Genomic DNA, 21,591 nt, shown 5'->3' with positions numbered 1-21,591 from the left:
ACACCATGGCTATTTTCCTGACCAAGGACAGCAAGGTGCTGGTCCAGGGCATGACCGGCTCTGAGGGCACCAAGCACACCCGTCGGATGCTCGCCTCGGGCACCGACATCGTGGGCGGGGTCAACCCGCGCAAGGCCGGCCAGAAGGTCGACTTCGACGGCACCGAGGTGCCCGTGTTCGGATCGGTGGCCGAGGGCATGGCCGCCACCGGCGCCGACGTCACCGTGATCTTCGTGCCGCCCAGGTTCTGCAAGGACGCGGTGGTCGAGGCGATCGACGCCGGGATCGGCCTGGCGGTGGTGATCACCGAGGGCATCCCGGTGCACGACACCGCGGCGTTCTGGTCCTATGCCGGGTCCAAGGGCAACAGGACGCGGATCATCGGCCCGAACTGCCCGGGTCTGATCACGCCGGGTCAGTCCAACGCGGGCATCATCCCGGCCGACATCGCCAAGCCGGGCCGGATCGGTCTGGTGTCGAAGTCGGGCACGCTGACGTACCAGATGATGTACGAGCTGCGTGACATCGGTTTCTCGTCGGCGGTGGGTATCGGTGGGGACCCGATCATCGGGACCACGCACATCGATGCGCTGGCGGCGTTCGAGGCCGACCCCGACACCGATGTGATCGTGATGATCGGTGAGATCGGTGGGGACGCCGAGGAGCGTGCTGCGGAGTTCGTGAAGGCGAACGTGACCAAGCCCGTGGTGGGTTATGTCGCGGGGTTCACGGCTCCGGAGGGTAAGACGATGGGGCACGCGGGTGCGATCGTGTCGGGGTCGGCGGGTACGGCCGCGGCCAAGCAGGAGGCGTTGGAGGCCGCCGGCGTGAAGGTCGGCAAAACCCCCAGCGAGACTGCGAAGCTGGTGCGCGAGCTGTTCTAGCACGCGCCCCGTAAGCACACCCCCGGGTGTCCGCTTCCACGGCTCCGCCCCACCGCCGGTTCTGCCGGAGGGTGGGGCGGAGCCGTTTCCGCGTGTCCCCGACCCGAAAACCTGCAGAAAACACTCCCTAGCCGATCGCGCGCCTGCCGCCCCCGGCCCTGTTGTGGACGTTCCTGTTGCGGGCGGCCTGGACGGAGGCCACGACCAGGCCCGGGGCGATGAACACCGCGAGGAAGAACAGCCAGGCGAAGATGGCGCCGGTGTTGCCGCTGGAGATGGACGGCACCCCCCAGAGCACGAAGATGATCCCGCCCCAGATCGCCAGCCCGCCCGCGTGGGGCCGCTTGTGGCGGCCGGGGGAGTCCTCCCCCTCCTTCCGCCGCGCCGCCGTCCCCCCGGCGGCCGGGGAGGGCACGTACGGATGTTCGTCCCCCGGCTGCGGGGCCCCGGGGACGGCGAGTGCGCTGGGTCTGCAGGCCGCGGGCAGGTCCTCGAAGACGGGGACCAGATCCGTGTTGGTGAGGGCCTCCAACACCGCACCCGAACGGTCCGCGTGCTCCTCGGCATCGAGGCGGCCCTCCTCCAGCGCGGTCCGCAACCGTGCCAGCGCCTCGTCGCGCTCCCCGTCGGAGAGCCGGTAACGGTGGGGTGCGGGGCCTGCCATGGGCATCCATTCGGAGTGCGGGGTGAAACCTGTCTGCTGTCCTATGACGGAGGCCGGACACCGACGGTTCCGCGTTTCCCGCCGCCGACGCCCACACGACACGCGCGGCTCGCATACCACGGAGCATTCCGGTCCCTGGCAGCATAAGTCGGGTGAGTACGCCAGGATCTCCCCCAGACCGAGGCCGACCGGCGAAGCGCGCGCGGCCCACCACCACCGAAGCCTCCCCGGCCGCGGCCGCCGACGGGCTCAGGCCCCTCTACGCCACCGGCGGCATCGCCGCGGCCACCGCGGCGGGCAGCGGGCTGGCCGCCATCGTCACCCTCACCATCATCGGCTGGGTGGCCGCACCGCACGACACCTTCGGTGAGGAGATCGTCGACATCCTCCAGGGCGCGGTCCTGGCCTGGCTGGTCGGCCACCACGTGTCGTTCGCGGTCCCCGACGGACAGATCGCCCTGCTCCCGCTCGGCCTGGTCCTGCTGCCGGGCCTGCTGCTGTACCGGTCCGGGCGGTGGCTGGCCCGATCCTGTGAGATCCTCCGCCTCCGGTACGTGTGGCGGGCGGCCGTGGCGATCGCCGGCCCCTACGCGGCGATCGCGGGCACGCTGGCCCTCGTGGCGCGCACCGACGTGATCGAACCGAGCATGCCGCGCGCTCTGGTGATGGGGTTCGTCATCGCCTTCCTCGCCGCAGGGCTGGGAGTCCTGCGCCAACTGATGCGCGACAAGGGGGTGGCGACCCGGGACCTGCTGGAACTGATGCCGGCCAGGTCGAGGTCCCTCCTGGTGGGCCTGCTCGCGTCCACCGGGACGCTCCTGCTGGGCGGGCTGCTGCTGTTCACGGCGGCCCTGGCCGTGAACTTCTCCGAGGCCGTCGAGACGACGAGAGTGCTGGCTCCCGGGCTGGTCGGCGGGGTCCTGCTGGTGGTCGTCCAGCTGGCGTACCTGCCCAACGCGGTGGTGTTCGCGGTCTGTTACGCGCTGGGGCCGGGGTTCGTGATGGGGGCGGGCACCGTCGTCGCACCGACCGGGGTGTCGGTGGGAGCCCTGCCGATGTTCCCGATGCTGGCCGCACTGCCGGACAACGGGGCCGCGCCGGTGGTGTCCCTGGTGGCTCTGGCGGTGCCGTTCGCGGCGGGAGCGGTGGGCGGGGTCCTGACCCAGCGCAGTGCCCCCGACGCGGTCGGCGAGGCGGCCCCCCTGTGGGGGTTCGTGTGCGGGGTGACCGCGGGGATGCTGTGCGCGGCCCTGGCGGAGATCTCGGGCGGGCCGTTGGGAAGCGAACGGCTCAGCGAGGTGGGGCCGTCGGCGTGGCAGGTGGGCCTCGTCGCAGCGCTGGAGGTGGGGGTGGCCGCCGCCGTCGCCGCGTGGATCGCGAACTGGTGGTACTGGCGCAAGCTGCGGCCGGGCACAGGCACGGTGCCCCCGGACGCCTCCGCGTCCGGCAGGGCCGCCGAGAAGGCGGGGGCGCGGTCCTGCGACCGAACCGGATCCGCTCCGAGGCCGGTGGTGGAGCTGCCGCCGGACGTCCCGGTCGGGAAGGGGCTGGCGACGGTGACGCCGCTGCGCCGTCGGAAGGCCGGGGGCACCGGCGAGGAGTCCGGAGCGGAGGCGAGGCCCCAACCGGTCACTCCCGAGGAGCGGCGCGCGGCCAGGGAGCGGGGCCGGGCCGCACGGGCGGACGACCGGGGTGCCGAGCGTGGGGCCCGCAAGGACGCCCGTCGGGAGCTGCGCTTTCACCGGCGGCAGGAGAAGAGGTCGGCGAAGGAGGCCCGGCGCGACTCCGGCGGGCGGCGGTGGCGGCGGAGGCCGAGCGAGGACGAGGAGATGTACGGCATCACCTACGAGGCCGACCCCGGGGACGTCGGTACTCCCAAGTCCTGACCGCTCCCGGCCGACGCGTCGTCGGACACGTCGGCCGGGCCGGGGCTTCTCGGCGGCCTAACGGGCCGGGGCGCTCCGAGCGGTCTTCTTCTGGGGCTCGAAGACGGCGTTGACCAGGTCGGTGCACCACTTGAGGAGTTCCAGGTCCCGTAGCGGCTTGCCGCCCATGCCACCGGACTTGGGTACCGGCACCAGCAGGGTCCGCGCCGTCTCCTTGTGCAGGGACTTGGGGTACATCCGCCGCAGCCGCAGTTCTTGCGACTCGCGCAGATCGACCGGGGCGAACCTGATCTGGCTGCCCTGCATGACGACGTCGGACAGCCCCGCCGACTTGGCCAGCACCCGGAACCGGGCGACCGCCATCAGGTTGTCCACCTGCTGCGGCGGGGTCCCGTACCGGTCGGTGATCTCCTCGTAGGCGGCGAGGATGTCCTCTTCGCTGCCGACGCCGGCGAGGCGCTTGTACGACTGCAGCCGCAGCCGCTCGCCCGGGACGTAGTCGTGCGGGATGTGCGCGTTGATCGGCAGCTCGACCCTCGTCTCGACCTCCTCGACCGCGTTCGGATCGCCCTTGAGCTCGGCCACGGCCTCGCCCACCATGCGCACGTACAGGTCGAATCCCACGCCCGCGATGGTCCCGGACTGCTCCGCGCCCAGGATGTTGCCCGCGCCCCGGATCTCCAGGTCCTTCATGGCCACGTACATGCCCGCGCCCATCTCGGTGTGCTGCGCGACCGTGGCCAACCGCTCGTACGCGGTCTCCGTCAGCGGTTTCTCCGGCGGGTAGAGGAAGTACGCGTAGGCGCGATCGCGCCCGCGGCCCACCCGGCCGCGCAGCTGGTGCAGCTGGGAGAGCCCGTAGGTGTCGGCGCGGTCGATGATGAGCGTGTTGGCGTTGGGCACGTCCAGGCCGGACTCGACGATGGTCGTGGAGACCAGGACGTCGAAGTTCTTCTCCCAGAAGTCGACCATGACCTTTTCGAGTTGCTGCTCGTTCATCTGGCCGTGCGCGTAGGCCACCCGTGCCTCGGGCACCAGGCGTTTGATGGCGGCCGCCATCTTGTCGATGGAGGCCACCCGGTTGTGCACGAAGAACACCTGCCCCTCGCGCATGAGCTCGCGGCGGATCGCGGCGGTGATCTGCTTGTCCTCGTAGGGGCCCACGAAGGTGAGCACCGGGTGCCGCTCCTCGGGCGGGGTGAGGATCGTGGTCATCTCGCGGATGCCGGTCAGCCCCATCTCCAGGGTGCGCGGGATCGGCGTCGCCGACATCGCCAGCACGTCGACCTGGGTGCGCAACCGTTTGAGCGCCTCCTTGTGCTCCACGCCGAAGCGCTGCTCCTCGTCGATGATGACCAGGCCCAGGTCCTTGAAGCGGGTCTCCGCCGACAGCAGGCGGTGCGTGCCGATGACGACGTCCACCTCGCCGCTGCGCAGCCCCTCGCGTGTCAGCTCCACCTCGCCGTCGGTTTGGAACCTCGACATGGGCTTGACGGTGACCGGGAACGAGGCGTACCGCTCGGTGAAGGTGGACATGTGCTGCTGGACCAGAAGGGTGGTGGGTACCAGCAGGGCCACCTGTTTGCCGTCCTGCACGGCCTTGAAGGCGGCGCGCACGGCGACCTCGGTCTTGCCGTAGCCGACGTCGCCGCAGATCAGCCGGTCCATCGGGACCGACCGGGACATGTCCTTCTTGACCTCGTCGATGGCGGCGAGCTGGTCGGGCGTCTCCACGTACGGGAACGCGTCCTCCAGCTCCCGCTGCCACGGGGTGTCCGGGCCGAACGCGTGCCCCGGCGAGGCCTGCCGTGCCGAGTACAGGCGGATGAGGTCACCGGCGATCTCGCGGACGACCTTGCGGGCACGGCTCTTGGCCTTGCTCCACTCGGCACCGCCCATCTTGGACAGCGTGGGGGCCTCGCCGCCCACGTACCGGGTGACCTCGCCGAGCTGGTCGGTGGGCACGAAGAGCCGGTCGCCCGGCTGGCCGCGCTTGGAGGGCGCGTACTCGATGAGCAGGTACTCGCGGGTGGCGCCCTGGATCTGGCGGCTGACCATCTCCAGGTAGCGGCCCACGCCGTGCTGTTCGTGCACCACGTGGTCGCCCGGCTTGAGCTGCAGCGGGTCCACGGTGCCGCGCCGCCTGCTCGGCATTCTGCGCATGTCCCGGGTGGAGGACTTCTGCCCTGCCAGGTCGGTCTCGGTGAGCACCACCGTGTGGACCGTCCGCAGCAGGAACCCGTGGTCGACCAGCCCGGTGGTGACCGTGGCGACGGCGGGAGGGGGCGGTTCGGCAAGGTCGGAGGCGAGCGCGGCGCCGAGCCCGGCGTCGCGCAACATCGCGACCAGCCGCTCCGCGGGGCCGTGGCCCTGGGTGACCAGGACGACGCTCCAGTTGTCGTGCAGCCAGCCCTTGATGTCGGCCAGTGCCCGCTCGGTGTCGCCCCGGTAGGAGTCGGCGGGGACGGCGCCGACGACGACGGCGTCGTCCTCCTCGGAGGCCCCGCCCTCCTCGCCCGAGCTGAAGGGGGTGAGACCCCACCACGGCAGGTCCACCTCGGCGGCGGCGGCGCGCAGCTCGGAGACGGACATGTACGCGGACTCGCCCAGGTCGATGGGGGCCTCGCCACCGGAGGCGGCGTTGATCCACGAGGCGTCGAGGAACTCGGCGCTGGTGGCCTCCAGTTCCACGGCCCGGGTGCGGATGCGCTCGGGGTCGCAGCCCACCACCATCGCGCCCTCGGGCAGGTAGGTGAAGAAGGGCTCCATCCGGTCGGCGAGCACGGGCGCGAACGCCTCCATGCCCTCGACCGAGACGCCGTCGGCGATCTTGTGCAGGATCTCGGCCAGGGAGGGGTGTTCCTCGGCCAGGGCCCGCGCACGCCCGCGCACGGTGTCGGTGAGCAGGAGCTCGCGGCACGGTGGGGCGAACAGGCCGGAGGCGGCGCTGGTGCGCGCGTCCTCGCCGCCCTCGTGGGGCGCGATGGACCGCTGGTCGGCCACCTGGAAGTAGCGAATGTCCTCGACGGTGTCGCCCCAGAACTCCAGCCGCAGCGGGTGCTCCTCGGTGGGCGGGAACACGTCGAGGATGCCGCCGCGCACGGCCATGTCGCCGCGCTTCTCGACCAGGTCGACCCGGGCGTAGCCGGTGTCGGCCAGGGCCGTGACCACGGCCTCCAGGGACGCCTCGTCCCCCGGTCGGATACGGACCGGCTCCAGGTCGCCGAGCCCGGCCACCAGTGGTTGCAGGACGCTGCGCACGGGGGCGACGACGACCCGCAGCGGTGCGGTGAGCGGGTCGGCGGGGTCGGGGTGGGCCAGGCGGCGCAGGACGGCGAGGCGTTGGCCGACCGTGTCCGAGCGCGGGGACAGGCGCTCGTGCGGGAGGGTCTCCCAGGCCGGGAAGAGCGCGACCGAGTTCTCGGGCAGCAGCGAGCGCAGCGCGTCGGTCAGGTCGGAGGCCTCCCGCTCGGTGGCGGTGACGGCGAGGACGGGCCGACCCGCGCCCACGGGGGCGTCGGCGGCCAGCGCGCCCACCATGAAGGGGCGCAGCGCGGCGGGCGCGACGAGGTCGAGGTGGGGATCGAGTCCGCGTCGGGCGGCCTCGATCGCGCTGTGCAGTGCCGGGTCCCTGGAGACGTCGGCGAGAAGTCCAATAAGGCTCATAGCACCAGAAACTGAAAGTGGAAGTGGGTCCGGATCAGGCGGTGGTCGCGGCCTGCACGTCGAGAAGGCGGCTGCGGGAGTGGACGCCCGGCACTCCTCAGACTACCGAGTCCGGAGGTTTCGCGCGGGCGGGGTGTGGACGAACGCCCTACTGGTCGGCTTGTGCCGTACGCGTGCGGTGTCCGGCGCGGGTGGGACGGTGCACAGTGCCTGGAACCGCCCATGAGGCGCTTCTATTCCGGTTGTCCGCCGTCCGGACCGCGCTCCCCGTAGTGCGCGCGGGGAGGCCGGGGCCTGCGGGCATACGCTAGAGGCCGTTTCCGGGACACCGTAGGAGAGGAACCTCGTGGTGAGTGCGATCAGGAGTGGGAGCGCGCCGGAGGGCGGAGGCGGACAGCCGGGCGCCCCGGTCTTCGTCCCAGGTCCGGACGGTCTCGCCCATCTGGAGCTGGTCCTCAACGGCTCCTATCCGCTGCCCGGCTTCATGACGAGGGCCGAGGCGGTGTCGGTGGAGCGCACCGGGAGGCTGCCCGACGGGCGCCCCTGGCCGGTTCCGGTCACCCTGGAGGTGCCGGAGGCGCTGGTGGGGGCCGCTCTGCTGACCCTCACCGACCCCGAGGGCGCGCCACTGGCGGAGCTGGCCGTCACCGAGCACTGGGAGGACGGGAACGGTCACCACCTGGCCGGGGACGTGACCCTGCTGCGCCCGCCCATGTACGGCGTGCTGCGCAAGCTGCGGTCCTCACCCGCCGAGGTGCGGGGCCAACGCGAACTCGAACCCTCCTCCGGCCGGTCACTGCTGGCGGTCGTCACCGACAGGCCCCTGCACCACCGGGCCCTGCACCAGATCCGCGCCGAGGCCGACGCGCTGGGGGAGGCCAATGGCGGAGCCCGCGCCGAGGTCCTGGTGATCGTCGACGCGGGCCTGGAGGACGAGGGCATGGCCACGGCGGTCCTGGCCGCGGAACCGCTGCTGCCCGGACGCACCGCGTTCGCCGTGTGCACCCTGCCGAGGGGCGCCGCACGTGCCGAGGGTGCGCTCGGCGGCCCCTGGGGGGTCCGCGACGTGGCGCTCGCCGCGCATGTGGCCGCCGCGTACGGGGCCACCCACATGCTGGTGGAGACCGGCGGCAGCGGTCCGGACGCCGAGCAGGTGATGGCCCATCGGCCGCCGCTCACGGTCCTGGAGCCCGAGCCCTGGCGCTACGACTCCTCCGAGGGTTTGTGGCAGCCCCTCACCCGGGTGGACCCGGCGCACGCCGTCCGGGAGCCGACCGACGAGGAGGTCGAGGCGGAGCTGGCGCACGGGCGCGAGCTGCCCGCCTGGTTCACGCCTGCCCGTGTGGGCGCCGTCCTGGCGCGGCTGCGCCCCGCCCGCACGAAACGGGGGGTCACGCTCCTGTTCACCGGCCTGTCGGGGTCGGGCAAGTCCACGATCGCGCGGGGGGTGTGCGACGGGATCAGGCGGTCCGGGCGCACGGTGACCCTGCTGGACGGTGACGTGGTCCGCCGCATGCTGTCCAGCGGGTTGACGTTCTCGCGGGAGGACCGGGAGCTCAACATCCGCCGGATCGGCTACGTGGCCGCGGAGATCACCCGGCACGGCGGCGTGGCGGTGTGCGCGCCGATCGCACCGTACGCGAACGGCCGCGCCGAGGTCCGGGCGATGGTGGAGGAGTACGGCGACTTCTTCCTCGTGCACGTGGCCACCCCGCTGGAGGTGTGCGAGGCCCGCGACCGCAAGGGGCTGTACGCCAAGGCGCGCGCGGGGGAGATCGCCGAGTTCACCGGGATCTCCGACCCCTACGAGGAGCCCGGCGACGCCGACCTGGTGCTGGACACCGGGGGGGACCCCTCGGAGTCCGTGGCCAGGGTGATGGCGGCGCTGCGCGAGGGCGGTTGGCTGCCCGGATAGGTGCGCCGGCGGCAGGACGAGCAGTGGTACGACCCCGAGATGTGAGGACCGAGATGACCGACCCCCGGCCGACCGGGCACCGTGTGCTGCGCCTGGTCGAGGTGATGGACACCCTGCGCAGGGAGTGCCCGTGGGACAGCGCCCAGACCCACGAGTCGCTGGCCAAGTACCTGATCCAGGAGGCCTACGAGACCCTGGAGACCATCGAGGAGGGCGACCTGGCCTCGCTCCGCGAGGAACTGGGCGACGTGCTGCTCCAGGTGGTGTTCCACGCGGCCGTCGCCGCCGAGCGTTCCGAGGGCGACCCGGCGCGGTTCACGGTGGACGACGTCGCGGACGCGATCATCGACAAGATGACCCGCCGCCACCCGCACGTGTTCGGCGGGGCGGAGGTGTCGGGCACCGACGAGGTGTGGTCCAACTGGGAGGCCATCAAGGCCGCCGAGCGCGCGGCCAAGGCGAAGGCGGCCGGGGGCGACGGGGCCACCTCCGTCCTGGACGGGGTGCCGTTCGCGCAGCCGGCCGTGCTGCTCGCCCACGAACTCCAGAGGAGGGCCGTCCGCAACGGCTTCCCCGTCGAACTGGTGGACGACGACGGGTCCGAGGGCGGTGGGCTGTTCGCCGCCATCGCCGCCGAGAGCGCACGGGGCCGGGACGCGGAGGCGGACCTCAGGGCGGCCTCCCGCAGGTTCGACGCCCGTGTGCGCGCCGCCGAGGACGCGGCCCGCGCCGACGGCAGGGAGCCCCGCGAACTCTCCGGGGCCGAGTGGCGCTCCTACTGGGACGGGATCGGCGGATAGCCCGTTCGGGACTCACCCCGGGCGTCGGCGGCGGAGCGGTCCGGGCAGAGGGCGCACGTCGATGGCCTCCGTCGCCGGGTCCTGTTCCGCGCCGGGGCCCGACCGCGGTCGGCGCGCCGTCTCGCTGATGGTCAGCCAGAGGCCGATGATCACCCAGTTGGCTACCAGCGCCGATCCGCCCGCCGACAGGAACGGTGCGGTCATACCGGTCAGGGGGATGACGAGCGTCGCTCCTCCCAGCACGATGAACACGTCGAACGCGGTGAGGAACGCGTATCCGAGGGCCGTCAGCTTCAGGAACCAGTCCCTGGCGCCGAGCGCGATGCGAAACCCCCGTTCGGCCAGGACGCACAGGAGGAGCAGGACCGCCATCAGGCCGGTCAGCCCCAGCTTCTCTCCCACCGACACCAGGACCAGGTCGCTGTCGGCGGCGAAGACCTCCTGGATGAAGCCGTCGCCGAAACCGGTCCCCGTCAGACCGCCCCCGGCCAGCGCGAACATGCCCTCGACGATCTGGTAGCTGCCTCCGGGGCGGCTGTACACCTCCTCGTCGAAGGGGTCCAGCCAGATCTCCACCCGGTTGCGCACGTGCCCGAACATCAGGTAGGCCGCGTACGCGCCCGCCGAGAACGCCACGAGTCCGATGAGCACCCACGACTTGCGGGCGGTCGCGGCGTAGAGGACCGCCAGGAACGTCCCGAACAGCAGGAGCGACGTCCCCAGGTCCCTGGTGCCCACCAGCAGGAGGATCGCCAGGCCCCAGCCCACCGCCATGGGTGCCAGGTCGCGGCTGCGGGGAACGCTGAACACCTTGAACCGCCCGATCCTGACGGTGCGGGTGACCAGGGCCATCACCTCGCGCCGACGGCCCAGGTGCGAGGCGAGGAAGAGGACGAGGAGCACCTTGGCGAACTCCGAGGGCTGCATCGTGAACTGGCCGAGGCGGATCCACCTCCGGGCGCCCAGCACCTCGTGCCCGAGGGGGGAGAGCGGCAGCAGGAGCAGGAGCAGGGCGGCGGCCGCGGTCATGTACGTGTACATGGTGAGCCGCTGCGGGCGGCGGACGATCACCACCGTGGCGGCGCACAGGGCCATGCCGGCCACCGTCCACACCATCTGGCGGTCGGCGTCCCCGTGCTCCCCGAGGGTCGTGGAGCGGGTCATCTGGACGACCCAGATCACGGTGACGCCCAGGCCGTTCAGGACGGTGGCGACCGGCATGACGACCGGGTCGGCGTAGGGGGCGACCCGGCGGAGGAGCACGTGCAGGGAGAGGGCCCCGGCGCAGAGGACGGCCAGGTAGGCGGCCGGACCGGGGGCGACTCCGCCGGTGACGGACAGGGACGCCGACAGGAGGGTCGCCGCGACCGTCACGAGCGCGGCCACGAGCAGGATGAGTTCGGAGCCCCGCTTGTTCACCGGCGGGAGGGCTCCGTCGGCGGCCACCGCTCCGGTTCCGGGGTCGCCCACTGTCGTTCCACCGTCCACGTCGGGGCCCAGGCACCCGGCCCGGGAGCCTCGGCCCGGTTCCACGGGGCATTCCGCCACTGAACTATAGGCGGGGGCGCGGTGGCCGTCCCCGAGGCGTGCCGCCCGCGAGGAACGCCTCTACGCCCGGGGGCCGGGCCGGGGTGTAGAGGCGCACGTCGACGGCACAGCCGCCGGGCCGGGGAGTTCCGTGCGGCTGCCCCGGCGTCCGCGTTCCGGGCGGATGCTTACCGTTCGGCAGGTAACTTACCGGTCGGAAGGTGCCGGATAGGCTCGGGGGACGGAGCGGTGAGTGAACGGGAGTGACACGGGTGCCCAGAGCGCAGAGCGACACCAAGGCCGAGATCCAGGCCGTGGCACTGGACCTGTTCGCCCGTAAGGGGTTCGAGAGGACGAGCCTCCGCGAGATAGCGGAGCGCCTGGGCATCACCAAGGCGGCGCTCTACTACCACTTCCCGTCCAAGAACGACCTGCTCAAGTCGCTGGTCGAGCCCTTGGTCCAGGACATGGGCGACCTCTTCGCCACCTACGGTGACGAGCCGGAGGAGATCCCGGAAGGGGGGCCCGGCCGCGCCCGCGAGCTCCTCGGCGACTACTTCGACATCTGTGTGCGCCACCGCACGCTGCTGGTCGCCGTCCTCGACGACGTCGGCTCCCTGGCCGCCGTCGGCCTCATCGACGCCGTCGTCGCCTGGCGGCGCAGGCTCGACCGCCTCCTGGCCGGCCCCGACCGCGGGGTCCCCGCCAGGATGGGCGCGGTCATCGCCCTCGGCGGGATCCAGGACGTCTCCGTGAGGCTCTCCGCCGAGGAGGCCCTCGCCCACCGCGAACACGCCCTCGACAGCGCCCTGGCCGCCCTCGTGTGCGGGATCTCCCAGAAGGACTAGACCAATTCGGCCGGGTGCCCTCACCCGGCGGCGGGTGGTGTCGCTAGTCTCGTGTCGGGTCCTGAACCAGTGGTCCGACAAACCCCAAGAGTACGGAGAGACCGTGGCGTCCATCGAGGCAGTACAGGCGCGGGAGATCCTTGATTCCCGGGGAAACCCGACAGTCGAGGTCGAGGTTCTGCTCGACGACGGAACCATCGCCCGCGCGGGTGTCCCCAGCGGCGCGTCCACCGGCCAGTTCGAGGCGGTCGAACTGCGTGACGGCGGAGACCGCTACGGCGGCAAGGGTGTGTCCAAGGCCGTGACGGCCGTCAACGACGAGATCGCCGACGAACTGCTCGGCCACGCCCCCGACGAGCAGCGCATCATCGACCGGGCGCTCATCGACCTGGACGGCACCCCGGACAAGTCCCGGATCGGCGCCAACGCCATCCTGGGCGCCTCCCTGGCCGTGGCCAGGGCCGCAGCCCAGGAGGCCGGGCTGCCGCTGTTCCGCTACATCGGCGGTCCGAACGCGCACGTGCTTCCCGTGCCGATGATGAACATCCTCAACGGCGGCGCGCACGCCGACAGCAACGTCGACATCCAGGAGTTCATGGTCGCCCCGATCGGGGCGTCCACGTTCTCCGAGGCGCTGCGCTGGGGCACAGAGGTCTACCACTCCCTCAAGTCGGTCCTCAAGGCCCACGGCCTGGGCACCGGCGTGGGTGACGAGGGAGGCTTCGCCCCCAACCTGGACAGCAACCGCGCGGCCCTCGACCTGATCGTCGAGGCCATCGAGAAGGCCGGCTACACCCCGGGCACCGACATCGCGCTCGCCCTGGACGTGGCCGCCTCCGAGCTGTTCAACGACGGCGTCTACACCTTCGAGGGCAAGGCCCGCACGTCCGCCGACATGACCGCGTACTACGCCGAGCTGGTCGACGCCTACCCGTTCGTCTCGATCGAGGACCCCCTCGACGAGGAGGACTGGGAGGGCTGGAAGACCCTCACCGCCGAGCTCGGCGACAAGGTCCAGCTGGTGGGCGACGACCTGTTCGTCACCAACCCCGAGCGGCTCCAGCGCGGCATCCTCGCCGACACCGCCAACTCGCTGCTGGTCAAGGTCAACCAGATCGGTACCCTCACCGAGACCCTGGACGCGGTCGCCATGGCCCAGCGCAGCGGCTACACGGCGATGATCAGCCACCGCTCCGGCGAGACCGAGGACACCACCATCGCCGACATCGCGGTGGCCACCAACGCCGGTCAGATCAAGACCGGCGCCCCGGCCCGCAGCGAGCGCGTCGCCAAGTACAACCAGCTGCTGCGCATCGAGGAGGAACTGGACGACGCCGCCGTCTACGCGGGCGTGTCGGCCTTCCCGCGCTTCGCCAGGCGCGGCTAGTCTGCCCCAGTGTCCCGCGAATCCAAGCAGCCACCCCCAAAGGCCGAGAAGGCGTCCGAAGCCGACAGGTCGGCGGGCAGGTCTGCCCGGAGCAAGGCGGGACCCAAGGGCACGGGCACCGGTCCTGACAAGGGCAGGGTGCCGGGGAAGGGCACGGGCCGCACCACCCCCAGGGTGCGGCCCATGCTCACCAGCCGCGCGGCGATCCTCGCCCTCGTGGTGTGCGCCGTCGCGATGAGCCTGGCCTACCCGCTGCGCGAGTACGTCGCGCAGCGGGCCCAGATCGCCCAGCTCCGGGACGAACGCGCGAGCATGGAGGAGAACGTCCTCGACCTGCGCCGACGCGAGCAGGAGCTGTCCCAGGACGAGTACGTCGAACGCGAGGCCCGCGCACGGCTGCACTACCAGTACCCCGGGGAGACCGCCTACATCGTCATCCCCCCGGACACCGAGGACGAAGACGAGGCCGAGACCGGCCCGAGCGAGCCGTGGTTCACCACACTGTGGCGCTCGGTCGAGGAGGCGGACAGCCCGCCGCCCGACGACGGACTCTGACCGCAAAAGCCCGGCGTGGCCCCGTGACCGGGGGTCCCGCTCCCGGGTGCGGCAGGGGTGCGGGTACGGCCCTATGCTGGGTGCGCCATGACTTCCGCTGATCAGCCCGTGCCCGGGCGCGCCGCCGGACCGGCGGGCGCCGGTCCCGACGGCCACTCCGAGAACCCGGTCGCCGCCCGCGACATCGCCGCCATCGAACTCCAACTGGGCCGTACCCCGCGCGGGGTACGCGGGGTCGCGCACCGCTGCCCGTGCGGCCTCCCCGACGTGGTGCGCACCGCGCCCCGCCTGGAGGACGGCACCCCCTTCCCCACGCTGTACTACCTCACGTGCCCGCGCGCGGCCTCGGCCATCGGCCGGATGGAGAACTCCGGCCGCATGCGCGAGATGCAGGACCGTCTCGGGACGGACCCGCAGCTCCGTGAGGCCTATACCGGGGCGCACGAGTCCTACATCGAGGAGCGGGCCGAACAGGCCCGCCTGGACGGGGTCGAGCCGCTGCCCGAGGGGATGCAGAGCACCGGGGGCATGCCCACCCGGGTCAAGTGCCTGCACGCGCTGGTCGGCCACGAGCTGGCCGCGCCGGGAACCAACCCCTTCGGCGCCGAGGCGCTGGAGGAACTGCCGCACTGGTGGGACAAGGGCCCGTGCGTGTGTGTCGACGAGGACGCCCGCGAGGGCAGTGAGGGGAACGGGTCATGAGCGGTGTCGCGGCGATCGACTGCGGAACCAACTCCATCAGGCTGCTGATCGCCGACGTGGTCCACATCGACGGCGACGAGGTGCAGGTGGTCGACGTCGACCGGCGCATGGAGATCGTGCGGCTGGGCGAGGGCGTCGACGAGACCGGGGAGTTCTCCCCCGAGGCCCTGGAGCGGACCTTCGAGGCGCTCCGCGGCTACGCCGAGGCCATCGCGGCCCACGGCATCACCCTGGGGCCGGACGCGGTACGCATGGTCGCCACCAGCGCCACGCGGGACGCGGCCAACCGCGAGGTGTTCATCGACGGGGTCCGGGAGATCATCGGGGTGGAGCCCGAGGTGGTCACGGGCCTGGACGAGGCCGAGCTGTCGTTCGTGGGCGCCACCGCCGAGTTCGACGCCGAGGCGGCGGAGGAGGGAACAAGCGAGCTCACCCCGCCGTTCCTCGTGGTGGACATCGGCGGCGGTTCCACCGAGTTCGTCCTGGGGACGGGCCCGGAGGGCGGCGAGGACGGCGAGCTGGTCCGCGCGGCGCTGTCGGTGGACGTGGGCTGCGTGCGCATGACCGAGCGGCACCTGCGCGACGACCCGCCCACGGCCGAGCAGATCGCCGCGGCCACCGCCGACATCGACGCCGCACTCGACGAGGTCGAGCGGGTCGTACCGCTCCGCGAGGCGGGATCGGTCGTGTGCGTCGCGGGAACGGCGACCACGGTCGCCGGCATCGCGTTGGACCTGCCCGCCTACGACCCGGAGCGGATCCACCACTCCCGGGTGGGCAGGGCCGACCTCGACCGCATCACCGGTGAGCTCCTCGGGGCGACCTCGGCGGAGCGGGCGGAGATCGGCGTCATGCACCCCGGCCGGGTGGACGTGATCGGCGCGGGCGCGCTCGTCCTGTCACGGGTGCTCGCCCGTACGGGCGCGGACGCGTTCACGACGAGTGAGCACGACATCCTGGACGGTGTCGCCTGGAGCCTCGTGGTCCAGGCGTAGGCGTTCCGCAAGGGACTTTCGGGGACCTCGAACAGGGTCCTCCGGGTGAGACGCATCACCTCGAAAGGCCCTTGTGAATGCTTTCACAACCACTCTGACCTGCGGAAACGCAAGGCTTGCGGGTGCGGAAGTGGTGGGAAGGTGGGTAGATGTGAACCTTCTCTGTCGGTAGGTGCTTGTGAAAGAATGCACAAGCACCACCCGAAAAGTCGGGTACCCACCACGGCGGGGATGGTGCCCCGCCGGAACGCGAGTGCGGGTGACCGGAGACCGCGAGACCTTCGCGGCCCCGGGCGGGCGCGACAGAAACCTTTAGGGCGGATATGCGATGACCGAGAGCAGGAACTACCGGCTGGTACACGGCGGAGGGGACGAAGCGGAGATCCCGCACATCCTCATCGTCGGAGGCGGCTACCTCGGGATGTACACCGCGAGGCGGCTGGAGAAGAAGCTCGGGGCGGGCGAGGCGCGGATCACCGTCATCGACCCCAACTCCTACATGACCTACCAGCCCTTCCTGCCCGAGACCGCGTCCGGCAACATCTCGCCGCGCCACGTCGTCGTCCCGCTGCGCAAGGTCTTCGACCGGGTCCGCGTCCTGGGCGGGCGCGTCGTGCGCATCGACCACGCCGACCGCCAGGTCCGCTACGAGCCCAACGTCGGCGAGCCCGAGACCCTCGCCTACGACTACCTGGTCATGGCCGCGGGAGCCGTCTCACGCACCCTCCCCATCCCCGGCCTGGCCGAGTGGGGGATCGGGATCAAGACCGTGGAGGAGGCCGCCTACCTCCGCAACCACGTCCTCAACCAGCTGACCATCGCCGACTCCACCGACGACGAGGCCACCCGGCGCAAGGCGCTGAACTTCGTCTTCGTCGGCGGCGGTTTCGCCGGCGCCGAGGCGATCGCCGAGCTGGAGGACATGGTCCGCGACGCGGTCCGGCTCCACCACTCGATCGACCTCGAAGACGTGCGGTTCTACCTCATCGAGGCGGCCGACAAGATCCTGCCCGAGGTCGGCCCCGAGGTCGGGAACAAGGCCCTCAACCAGCTGCGCCGCCGCGGCATCGACGTCCGGCTCAAGACGTTCCTGGAGTCGGCGACCGACCAGCGCATCAAGCTCAGCGACGGCGCCGAGTTCGACGCGGGCACCCTCGTGTGGACCGCGGGCGTCAAGCCCAGCCCGGTCGTGGCCGCCAGCGACCTGCCCCTCGGCCCCAAGGGCCACGTGGACACGAGCGAGTTCCTCACCGTCAACGGTGTGGAGAACGCGTTCGCCGGAGGCGACAACGCCCAGGTCCCCGACGGCAACGGCGGCTACTACCCGCCCAACGCCCAGAACGCGGTCCGCCAGGCCCCGGTGCTCGCCGGCAACGTGATCGCCTCGCTGCGCAACACCGAGCTCACCGCCTACAAGCACAAGAACCTCGGCGCGGTCGCCGGACTCGGCCTGCACAAGGGCGCCGCCCAGCTGTTCGGCGTGATCAAGCTGAACGGCCGCCTCGCCTGGTACGCCCACCGGGCCTACCACCTGTTCGCGGTGCCGACCTTCAACCGCAAGATGCGGGTGCTGTCGGACTGGACGCTCGCCCTCTTCCTGCGCCGCGACTTCGCCGCGCTCCCGGAGATGGCCGAGCCCCGCCAGGCCTTCGAGGAGGCCAGCCACCCGCAGGTCGAGGACGGCCGCCTCCGCCGGGTGAGCTGACCCGGCCCGACCGCGCGCCACCCACACGCGCGGTCCCCAGCCCAGGCGCACGAAACGGCCGGTTTCCTCAGGGGAGCCGGTCTTTTCGTGACCATAACCGGCCAAGCTCAAGCAAAGTGGGCAACTAACTCGGCCGGTATGATGGGCAAGCCCTCGTAGCCCAATGGAAGAGGCAGGCCCCCTAAAAGGGTCACAAGTGTCGGTTCGAGTCCGACCGGGGGTACCAGAGTCCGCAGCGGGTCCCGGCTCCGCCGCGCCCGTGTGCGGGGCCCGGGAAACGCCCTCACGCGGGGCTGCCGGAGCAAGCAAGCCGCACGGGAGCGCTACGTGCTCTGCTGCTCCATCAGCAGCTGCAGCTGCGTGAACAGGCGTTCCCCCGGGTCACCCAGATCGATTCCGCTCACCGAGGCGGCCCTGCGCACCCGGTACCGCAGCGTGTTGGGGTGGATGTGCAACCGCTCGGCCGCCGACCGCGCGTCCCCGAACGCCTCCAGATAGGCCAGGAGCGAGTGCACCAGGTCGGCGCCGCCCGCGCGGTCGTGCTCGACCAACCGGCTCACCCGCGGATCGCGTAGCGACGGGTCCTCCCGGAGCCGGGCCAGCGTCTCGCTGATCAGTACCCGCGAACGCACGTCGGAGATGGTCGCCACCTCCCAGTCCTGGTTCCGCTCCAGGTCGCGGCCCATCGCGTCCAGGACCCGGTCCGCCTCGGCCCGCGAGTCCGGCACGTCCGCCAGCCGCTCCATCAGCGAACCCACCGCCGCCTGTACCCGGGCGCCCAGGGCCGTGCGCGCGGCCGCCACCGTCTTGCGCGTCAGCGCCAGCACCGACTGCTCCACCCCGCGCCACCCCTCCCTGCCGCGCTCCAGATCCGGCAGCAGGACGTACACCCGGCCCCCCAGCTCCGTCACCAGGGCGCTGCGACGGTAGGCCGCCGTGTGCACCGACACCAGGTCGATCAACTGCCGCCGACGCAACTCCCGGGCAGGCCGGTCGGGACGTTCGGCCCGCTCCTCCCCGTCGCCCTCCGGGGCCTCCAGCAGCGAGAACGCCACCACCAGCGCGCCGCGGTCCGCGTGTACCTCCACCGTGTCGGCCAGCGCACCGGCATCGATCCGACCCTCCAGCAGGCTCGACAGCAGGTCCTCGCGCAACCGCAGCCCCGCGCTGGCCTGGCTCCGCTGCCGGATCATCTGCAACGCGGTGGTGCGGGCGGCGCCCAGCAGTGCCTCCTCGGCGTTCTCGGCCAGCGGCCGCGCCCCCTCCTGCACCCAGATGGCCCCGAGCGGCTGGCGTCCCGCGTGGATGCCCACGGCCAGGCGGCGTCGGATGCCCAGATCGGGGTGCTCCTCGATACGCACCACCTCCTCGCCCGCACGCAGCTTCGAGAACACCCCCCACTCGCGCAGCAGCGCCAGGTACGACTCCGGCCCGCGCCTGCCCAGTACCGACAGCCGCCGCAACTCGTCGACCTCCGCGCCGCTGGAATAGGCCAGCACACGGCTGGCCGCGTCCTCGATGCTCACCAGGCCCCCGGTCAGCTGGGCGATCGTCTGCGCCATCGAGAACAGGTCGCCGCCGGACTCGCCCAGGTCCTCGACGGCGGTCAGCCGGGCGTCGTCCACGATGCTCTGGCACACCGCCTGCAACTGGTCCCACCGCACCTCGGCGCGGACGGCGAGCAGCACGATCCCCGCCTCCCGCGCCTCGCTGCGCAGAGCCCGCAACCCGTCGGTCCCGCCCGACCGAGGCCGACCGGCCCTGGTGCCCGCGGGCGGCGGCATCACGTCCTCCTGGGGGTGCCCACCGGTCTTGACGGCGACCGCCGCGGCGCCCTGCTCGGCGAGCGTGCGGACGAGCCTGCGCGCGGCCACGCCGCGGGCCCCGATCAACAGCACCAGGTCGCCCTCGCGTACCTCGGCGCGGTCCTCCGGGTCGAGGATGACGACGTTGTCCACCTGGACATCGAGTCCGCCGGGTGCGGCGGCCACGTCCACGACGGGGTCGCCGAGTGCCAGCAGGAGTCTGCGCAGCGGGACCCCCGTCGAACCCTCCCCATCGTGTACGGAGTGACCTGCGAAGACGCTCGTTCCTGCCCCTGGTCGGCGCGCGTCGCCGCCGGACGGGTGGAACGGGCCTGGTGGTGGGGTGTCAGTACTCATATGTGTCCCATTTTGTCCTAGTGAACAAATAAGGCGGGCAAAGAGTGGCCTGCCCCACAAGGTTCGCACGGCCTTGTTCTGAGAGCGTTGAGTCAGCTCAACCCTGCTCGTTTCAGGGACATTCTTAACTGGGGAGGTGCCCATGGACGCCGTGACCAACGTCCCGCTGCCGCAGAACGAACCCGTTCTGTCCTACGCGCCCGGCAGCGCCGAGCGCGCGGCGCTCGTCGCCGAGCTGGAGGAACTCGGCAGGCAGAGCATCGACCTGCCGATGCGCATCAACGGCGAGAGCCGTATGGGTGGCGGAGACCCCATCGACGTCGTGCAGCCGCACCGTCACGCCGCCGTCCTGGGCACCATGCGCAACGCGACCCGCGACGACGCCCGCGACGCCGTCGCCGCGGCCAAGGCCGCGGCCCCGGCCTGGCGCGCGATGTCCTTCGACGACCGTGCCGCCATCCTCCTGCGCGCCGCCGACCTCCTCGCCGGCCCCTGGCGCGCCACCATCAACGCCGCCACCATGCTCGGCCAGTCCAAGACCGTCCAGCAGGCGGAGATCGACGCGGCCTGTGAGCTCATCGACTTCTGGCGCTTCAACGTCTCCTACGCCCGCGAGCTGATCGCCCAGCAGCCGCTGAGCGTCCGCGGCGTCTGGAACCGCATGGAGCAGCGCCCGCTGGAGGGGTTCGTCTACGCGATCACCCCCTTCAACTTCACCGCCATCGCGGGCAACCTCCCCACGGCCCCGGCTCTCATGGGCAACGTGGTCGTGTGGAAGCCCTCCCCGACCCAGCAGTTCGCCGCGGAGCTGACCATGCGCCTCCTGGAGGAGGCCGGGATGCCCCCGGGCGTCATCAACATGGTCACCGGTGACGGCCTCGCCGTCTCCGACGTCGCCCTGAACGACCCCGAGCTGGCCGGTGTGCACTTCACCGGTTCGACCAAGACCTTCCAGCACCTGTGGAAGAGCGTCGGCGAGAACATCTCCTCGTACCGCAGCTACCCGCGGATCGTCGGCGAGACCGGCGGCAAGGACTTCATCGTCGCGCACTCCTCCGCCGACCCCGAGGTCCTGCGCACCGCGATCGTCCGCGGTGCCTTCGAGTACCAGGGTCAGAAGTGCTCGGCCGCCTCGCGCGCCTTCGTCGCCCGCTCCGTGTGGGAGCAGGTGCGCGACGACCTGGTCGCCGAGACCGAGGCCCTGACCATGGGCGACGTCACCGACCTGTCGAACTTCGTCGGCGCCGTCATCGACCGCCGCTCCTTCGACAAGCTTTCCAAGGTCCTGGAGGACGCCAAGTCCGACCCGACCCTGGACATCATCGCCGGCGGAACCGCCGACGACTCCGTCGGCTACTTCGTGCGCCCGACCATCATCGAGGGCACGGACCCGACCAACGACGTGTTCCGCACCGAGTACTTCGGTCCGGTCATCGCCGTCCACGTCTACGAGGACGACGAGTTCGAGGACATCCTCAAGGTCGTCGACGAGGGTTCGGCCTACGCCCTGACCGGCGCCATCCTGGCCAAGGACCGCGCCGCGGTCGCCAGGGCCACCGAGGCGCTGCGCTTCACGGCGGGCAACTTCTACGTCAACGACCGGCCGACCGGCTCCATCGTGGGCCAGCAGCCCTTCGGCGGCGGCCGCGCCTCCGGCACCAACGACAAGGCCGGTTCCGCGCAGAACCTGTCCCGCTGGTCCAGCCCGCGCGCCATCAAGGAGACGTTCGTCGCACCGACGGTCTCCTCCTACCCCCACCAGGGGTAGTCCCGGGCCCGCACCCCCCCCCCGCCCGGGGGGGGGGGGGGGCGCCCCCCCCCCCCCGGAACCCCCCCCCCCCCCCGGGGGCCGGGTCGGAAAAAACAAAACACACCCCCCACAAAGAAATTTGTAG

Annotated in this window: 15 protein-coding genes and 1 tRNA gene; 12 read left to right on the top strand and 4 right to left on the bottom strand. The window is 71.7% G+C overall.

The features are described from left to right. The first annotated feature begins 5 nt into the window (after nt 1–5). The gene (gene sucD, locus ACFWTE_RS25775) at nt 6–884 is read left to right on the top strand and encodes a succinate--CoA ligase subunit alpha (RefSeq protein WP_378782490.1); all 879 of its coding nucleotides are present in this window, start codon (nt 6–8) and stop codon (nt 882–884) included. A 127-nt stretch (nt 885–1,011) separates the two neighbouring features. Here the strand turns inward: sucD and ACFWTE_RS25770 are convergent, their stop codons facing one another. Continuing rightward, on the bottom strand, nt 1,012–1,548 hold the full coding sequence (locus ACFWTE_RS25770; protein ID WP_378782488.1) for a DUF1707 domain-containing protein: 537 nt from the start codon (nt 1,546–1,548) through the stop codon (nt 1,012–1,014). A 275-nt stretch (nt 1,549–1,823) separates the two neighbouring features. Here ACFWTE_RS25770 and ACFWTE_RS25765 point away from each other — a divergent pair, with 275 nt between their 5' ends. Further along, nucleotides 1,824–3,434 carry a DUF6350 family protein gene (locus tag ACFWTE_RS25765; RefSeq protein ID WP_378782489.1) on the top strand — a complete coding sequence of 537 codons (1,611 nt, stop codon included), beginning with the start codon at nt 1,824–1,826 and terminating at the stop codon, nt 3,432–3,434. A 57-nt stretch (nt 3,435–3,491) separates the two neighbouring features. Here the strand turns inward: ACFWTE_RS25765 and mfd are convergent, their stop codons facing one another. Then, on the bottom strand, nt 3,492–7,100 hold the full coding sequence (gene mfd / locus ACFWTE_RS25760; RefSeq protein WP_378782487.1) for a transcription-repair coupling factor: 3,609 nt from the start codon (nt 7,098–7,100) through the stop codon (nt 3,492–3,494). 346 nt (nt 7,101–7,446) lie between these two features. Between mfd and cysC the strand changes: the two genes are divergently transcribed. Together cysC and ACFWTE_RS25750 are read left to right on the top strand one after the other, a co-directional pair. Further along, nucleotides 7,447–9,015, top strand: coding sequence for an adenylyl-sulfate kinase (cysC, locus tag ACFWTE_RS25755; RefSeq protein WP_378782486.1), 1,569 nt, complete (start codon nt 7,447–7,449; stop codon nt 9,013–9,015). A gap of 53 nt (nt 9,016–9,068) precedes the next feature. After that, nucleotides 9,069–9,815, top strand: a complete 747-nt coding sequence (locus tag ACFWTE_RS25750; RefSeq protein ID WP_378782485.1) for a MazG family protein — start codon at nt 9,069–9,071, stop codon at nt 9,813–9,815. Between the two features lie 12 nt (nt 9,816–9,827). Here the strand turns inward: ACFWTE_RS25750 and ACFWTE_RS25745 are convergent, their stop codons facing one another. Beyond that, on the bottom strand, nt 9,828–11,285 hold the full coding sequence (locus tag ACFWTE_RS25745; protein WP_378782484.1) for an FtsW/RodA/SpoVE family cell cycle protein: 1,458 nt from the start codon (nt 11,283–11,285) through the stop codon (nt 9,828–9,830). A gap of 329 nt (nt 11,286–11,614) precedes the next feature. On the opposite strand from ACFWTE_RS25745, the gene ACFWTE_RS25740 reads away from it, so the two are divergent. From ACFWTE_RS25740 to ACFWTE_RS25710, 7 genes are all read left to right on the top strand, one after another. Next, nucleotides 11,615–12,190, top strand: coding sequence for a TetR/AcrR family transcriptional regulator (locus ACFWTE_RS25740; RefSeq protein WP_378782483.1), 576 nt, complete (start codon nt 11,615–11,617; stop codon nt 12,188–12,190). Nucleotides 12,191–12,293: 103 nt separating this feature from the next. Then, nucleotides 12,294–13,577 (top strand): phosphopyruvate hydratase, encoded by a 1,284-nt coding sequence (gene eno / locus ACFWTE_RS25735; protein WP_378782482.1) that lies wholly within the window; start codon nt 12,294–12,296, stop codon nt 13,575–13,577. 183 nt (nt 13,578–13,760) lie between these two features. Then, nucleotides 13,761–14,132, top strand: coding sequence for a septum formation initiator family protein (locus ACFWTE_RS25730; protein WP_378782481.1), 372 nt, complete (start codon nt 13,761–13,763; stop codon nt 14,130–14,132). An 87-nt stretch (nt 14,133–14,219) separates the two neighbouring features. After that, nucleotides 14,220–14,834: a DUF501 domain-containing protein gene (locus tag ACFWTE_RS25725; protein WP_378782480.1), complete on the top strand. Its 615-nt coding sequence runs from the start codon at nt 14,220–14,222 to the stop codon at nt 14,832–14,834. Then, nucleotides 14,831–15,829, top strand: coding sequence for an exopolyphosphatase (locus ACFWTE_RS25720; RefSeq protein WP_378782479.1), 999 nt, complete (start codon nt 14,831–14,833; stop codon nt 15,827–15,829). Before ACFWTE_RS25725 ends, ACFWTE_RS25720 begins: the two co-directional genes overlap by 4 nt. 328 nt (nt 15,830–16,157) lie before the next feature. Then, a complete protein-coding gene (locus ACFWTE_RS25715) occupies nt 16,158–17,534 on the top strand; it encodes an NAD(P)/FAD-dependent oxidoreductase (protein WP_378782478.1) in 1,377 nt (458 codons plus the stop codon). A 149-nt stretch (nt 17,535–17,683) separates the two neighbouring features. Next, nucleotides 17,684–17,760: transfer RNA gene (locus ACFWTE_RS25710), tRNA-Leu, on the top strand. A gap of 97 nt (nt 17,761–17,857) precedes the next feature. Here the strand turns inward: ACFWTE_RS25710 and ACFWTE_RS25705 are convergent. Further along, nucleotides 17,858–19,696 (bottom strand): helix-turn-helix domain-containing protein, encoded by a 1,839-nt coding sequence (locus ACFWTE_RS25705; RefSeq protein WP_378782477.1) that lies wholly within the window; start codon nt 19,694–19,696, stop codon nt 17,858–17,860. A gap of 142 nt (nt 19,697–19,838) precedes the next feature. On the opposite strand from ACFWTE_RS25705, the gene pruA reads away from it, so the two are divergent. After that, nucleotides 19,839–21,464 carry an L-glutamate gamma-semialdehyde dehydrogenase gene (gene pruA / locus ACFWTE_RS25700; RefSeq protein WP_378782476.1) on the top strand — a complete coding sequence of 542 codons (1,626 nt, stop codon included), beginning with the start codon at nt 19,839–19,841 and terminating at the stop codon, nt 21,462–21,464. Nucleotides 21,465–21,591: the final 127 nt, after the last annotated feature.

It is taken from the genome of Nocardiopsis sp. NPDC058631, assembly GCF_042716955.1.
Taxonomy (GTDB): Bacteria; Actinomycetota; Actinomycetes; order Streptosporangiales; family Streptosporangiaceae; genus Nocardiopsis.
Note: the sequence above shows the minus strand (reverse complement) of the source record. Positions and strands in the feature narration are given on the sequence as shown.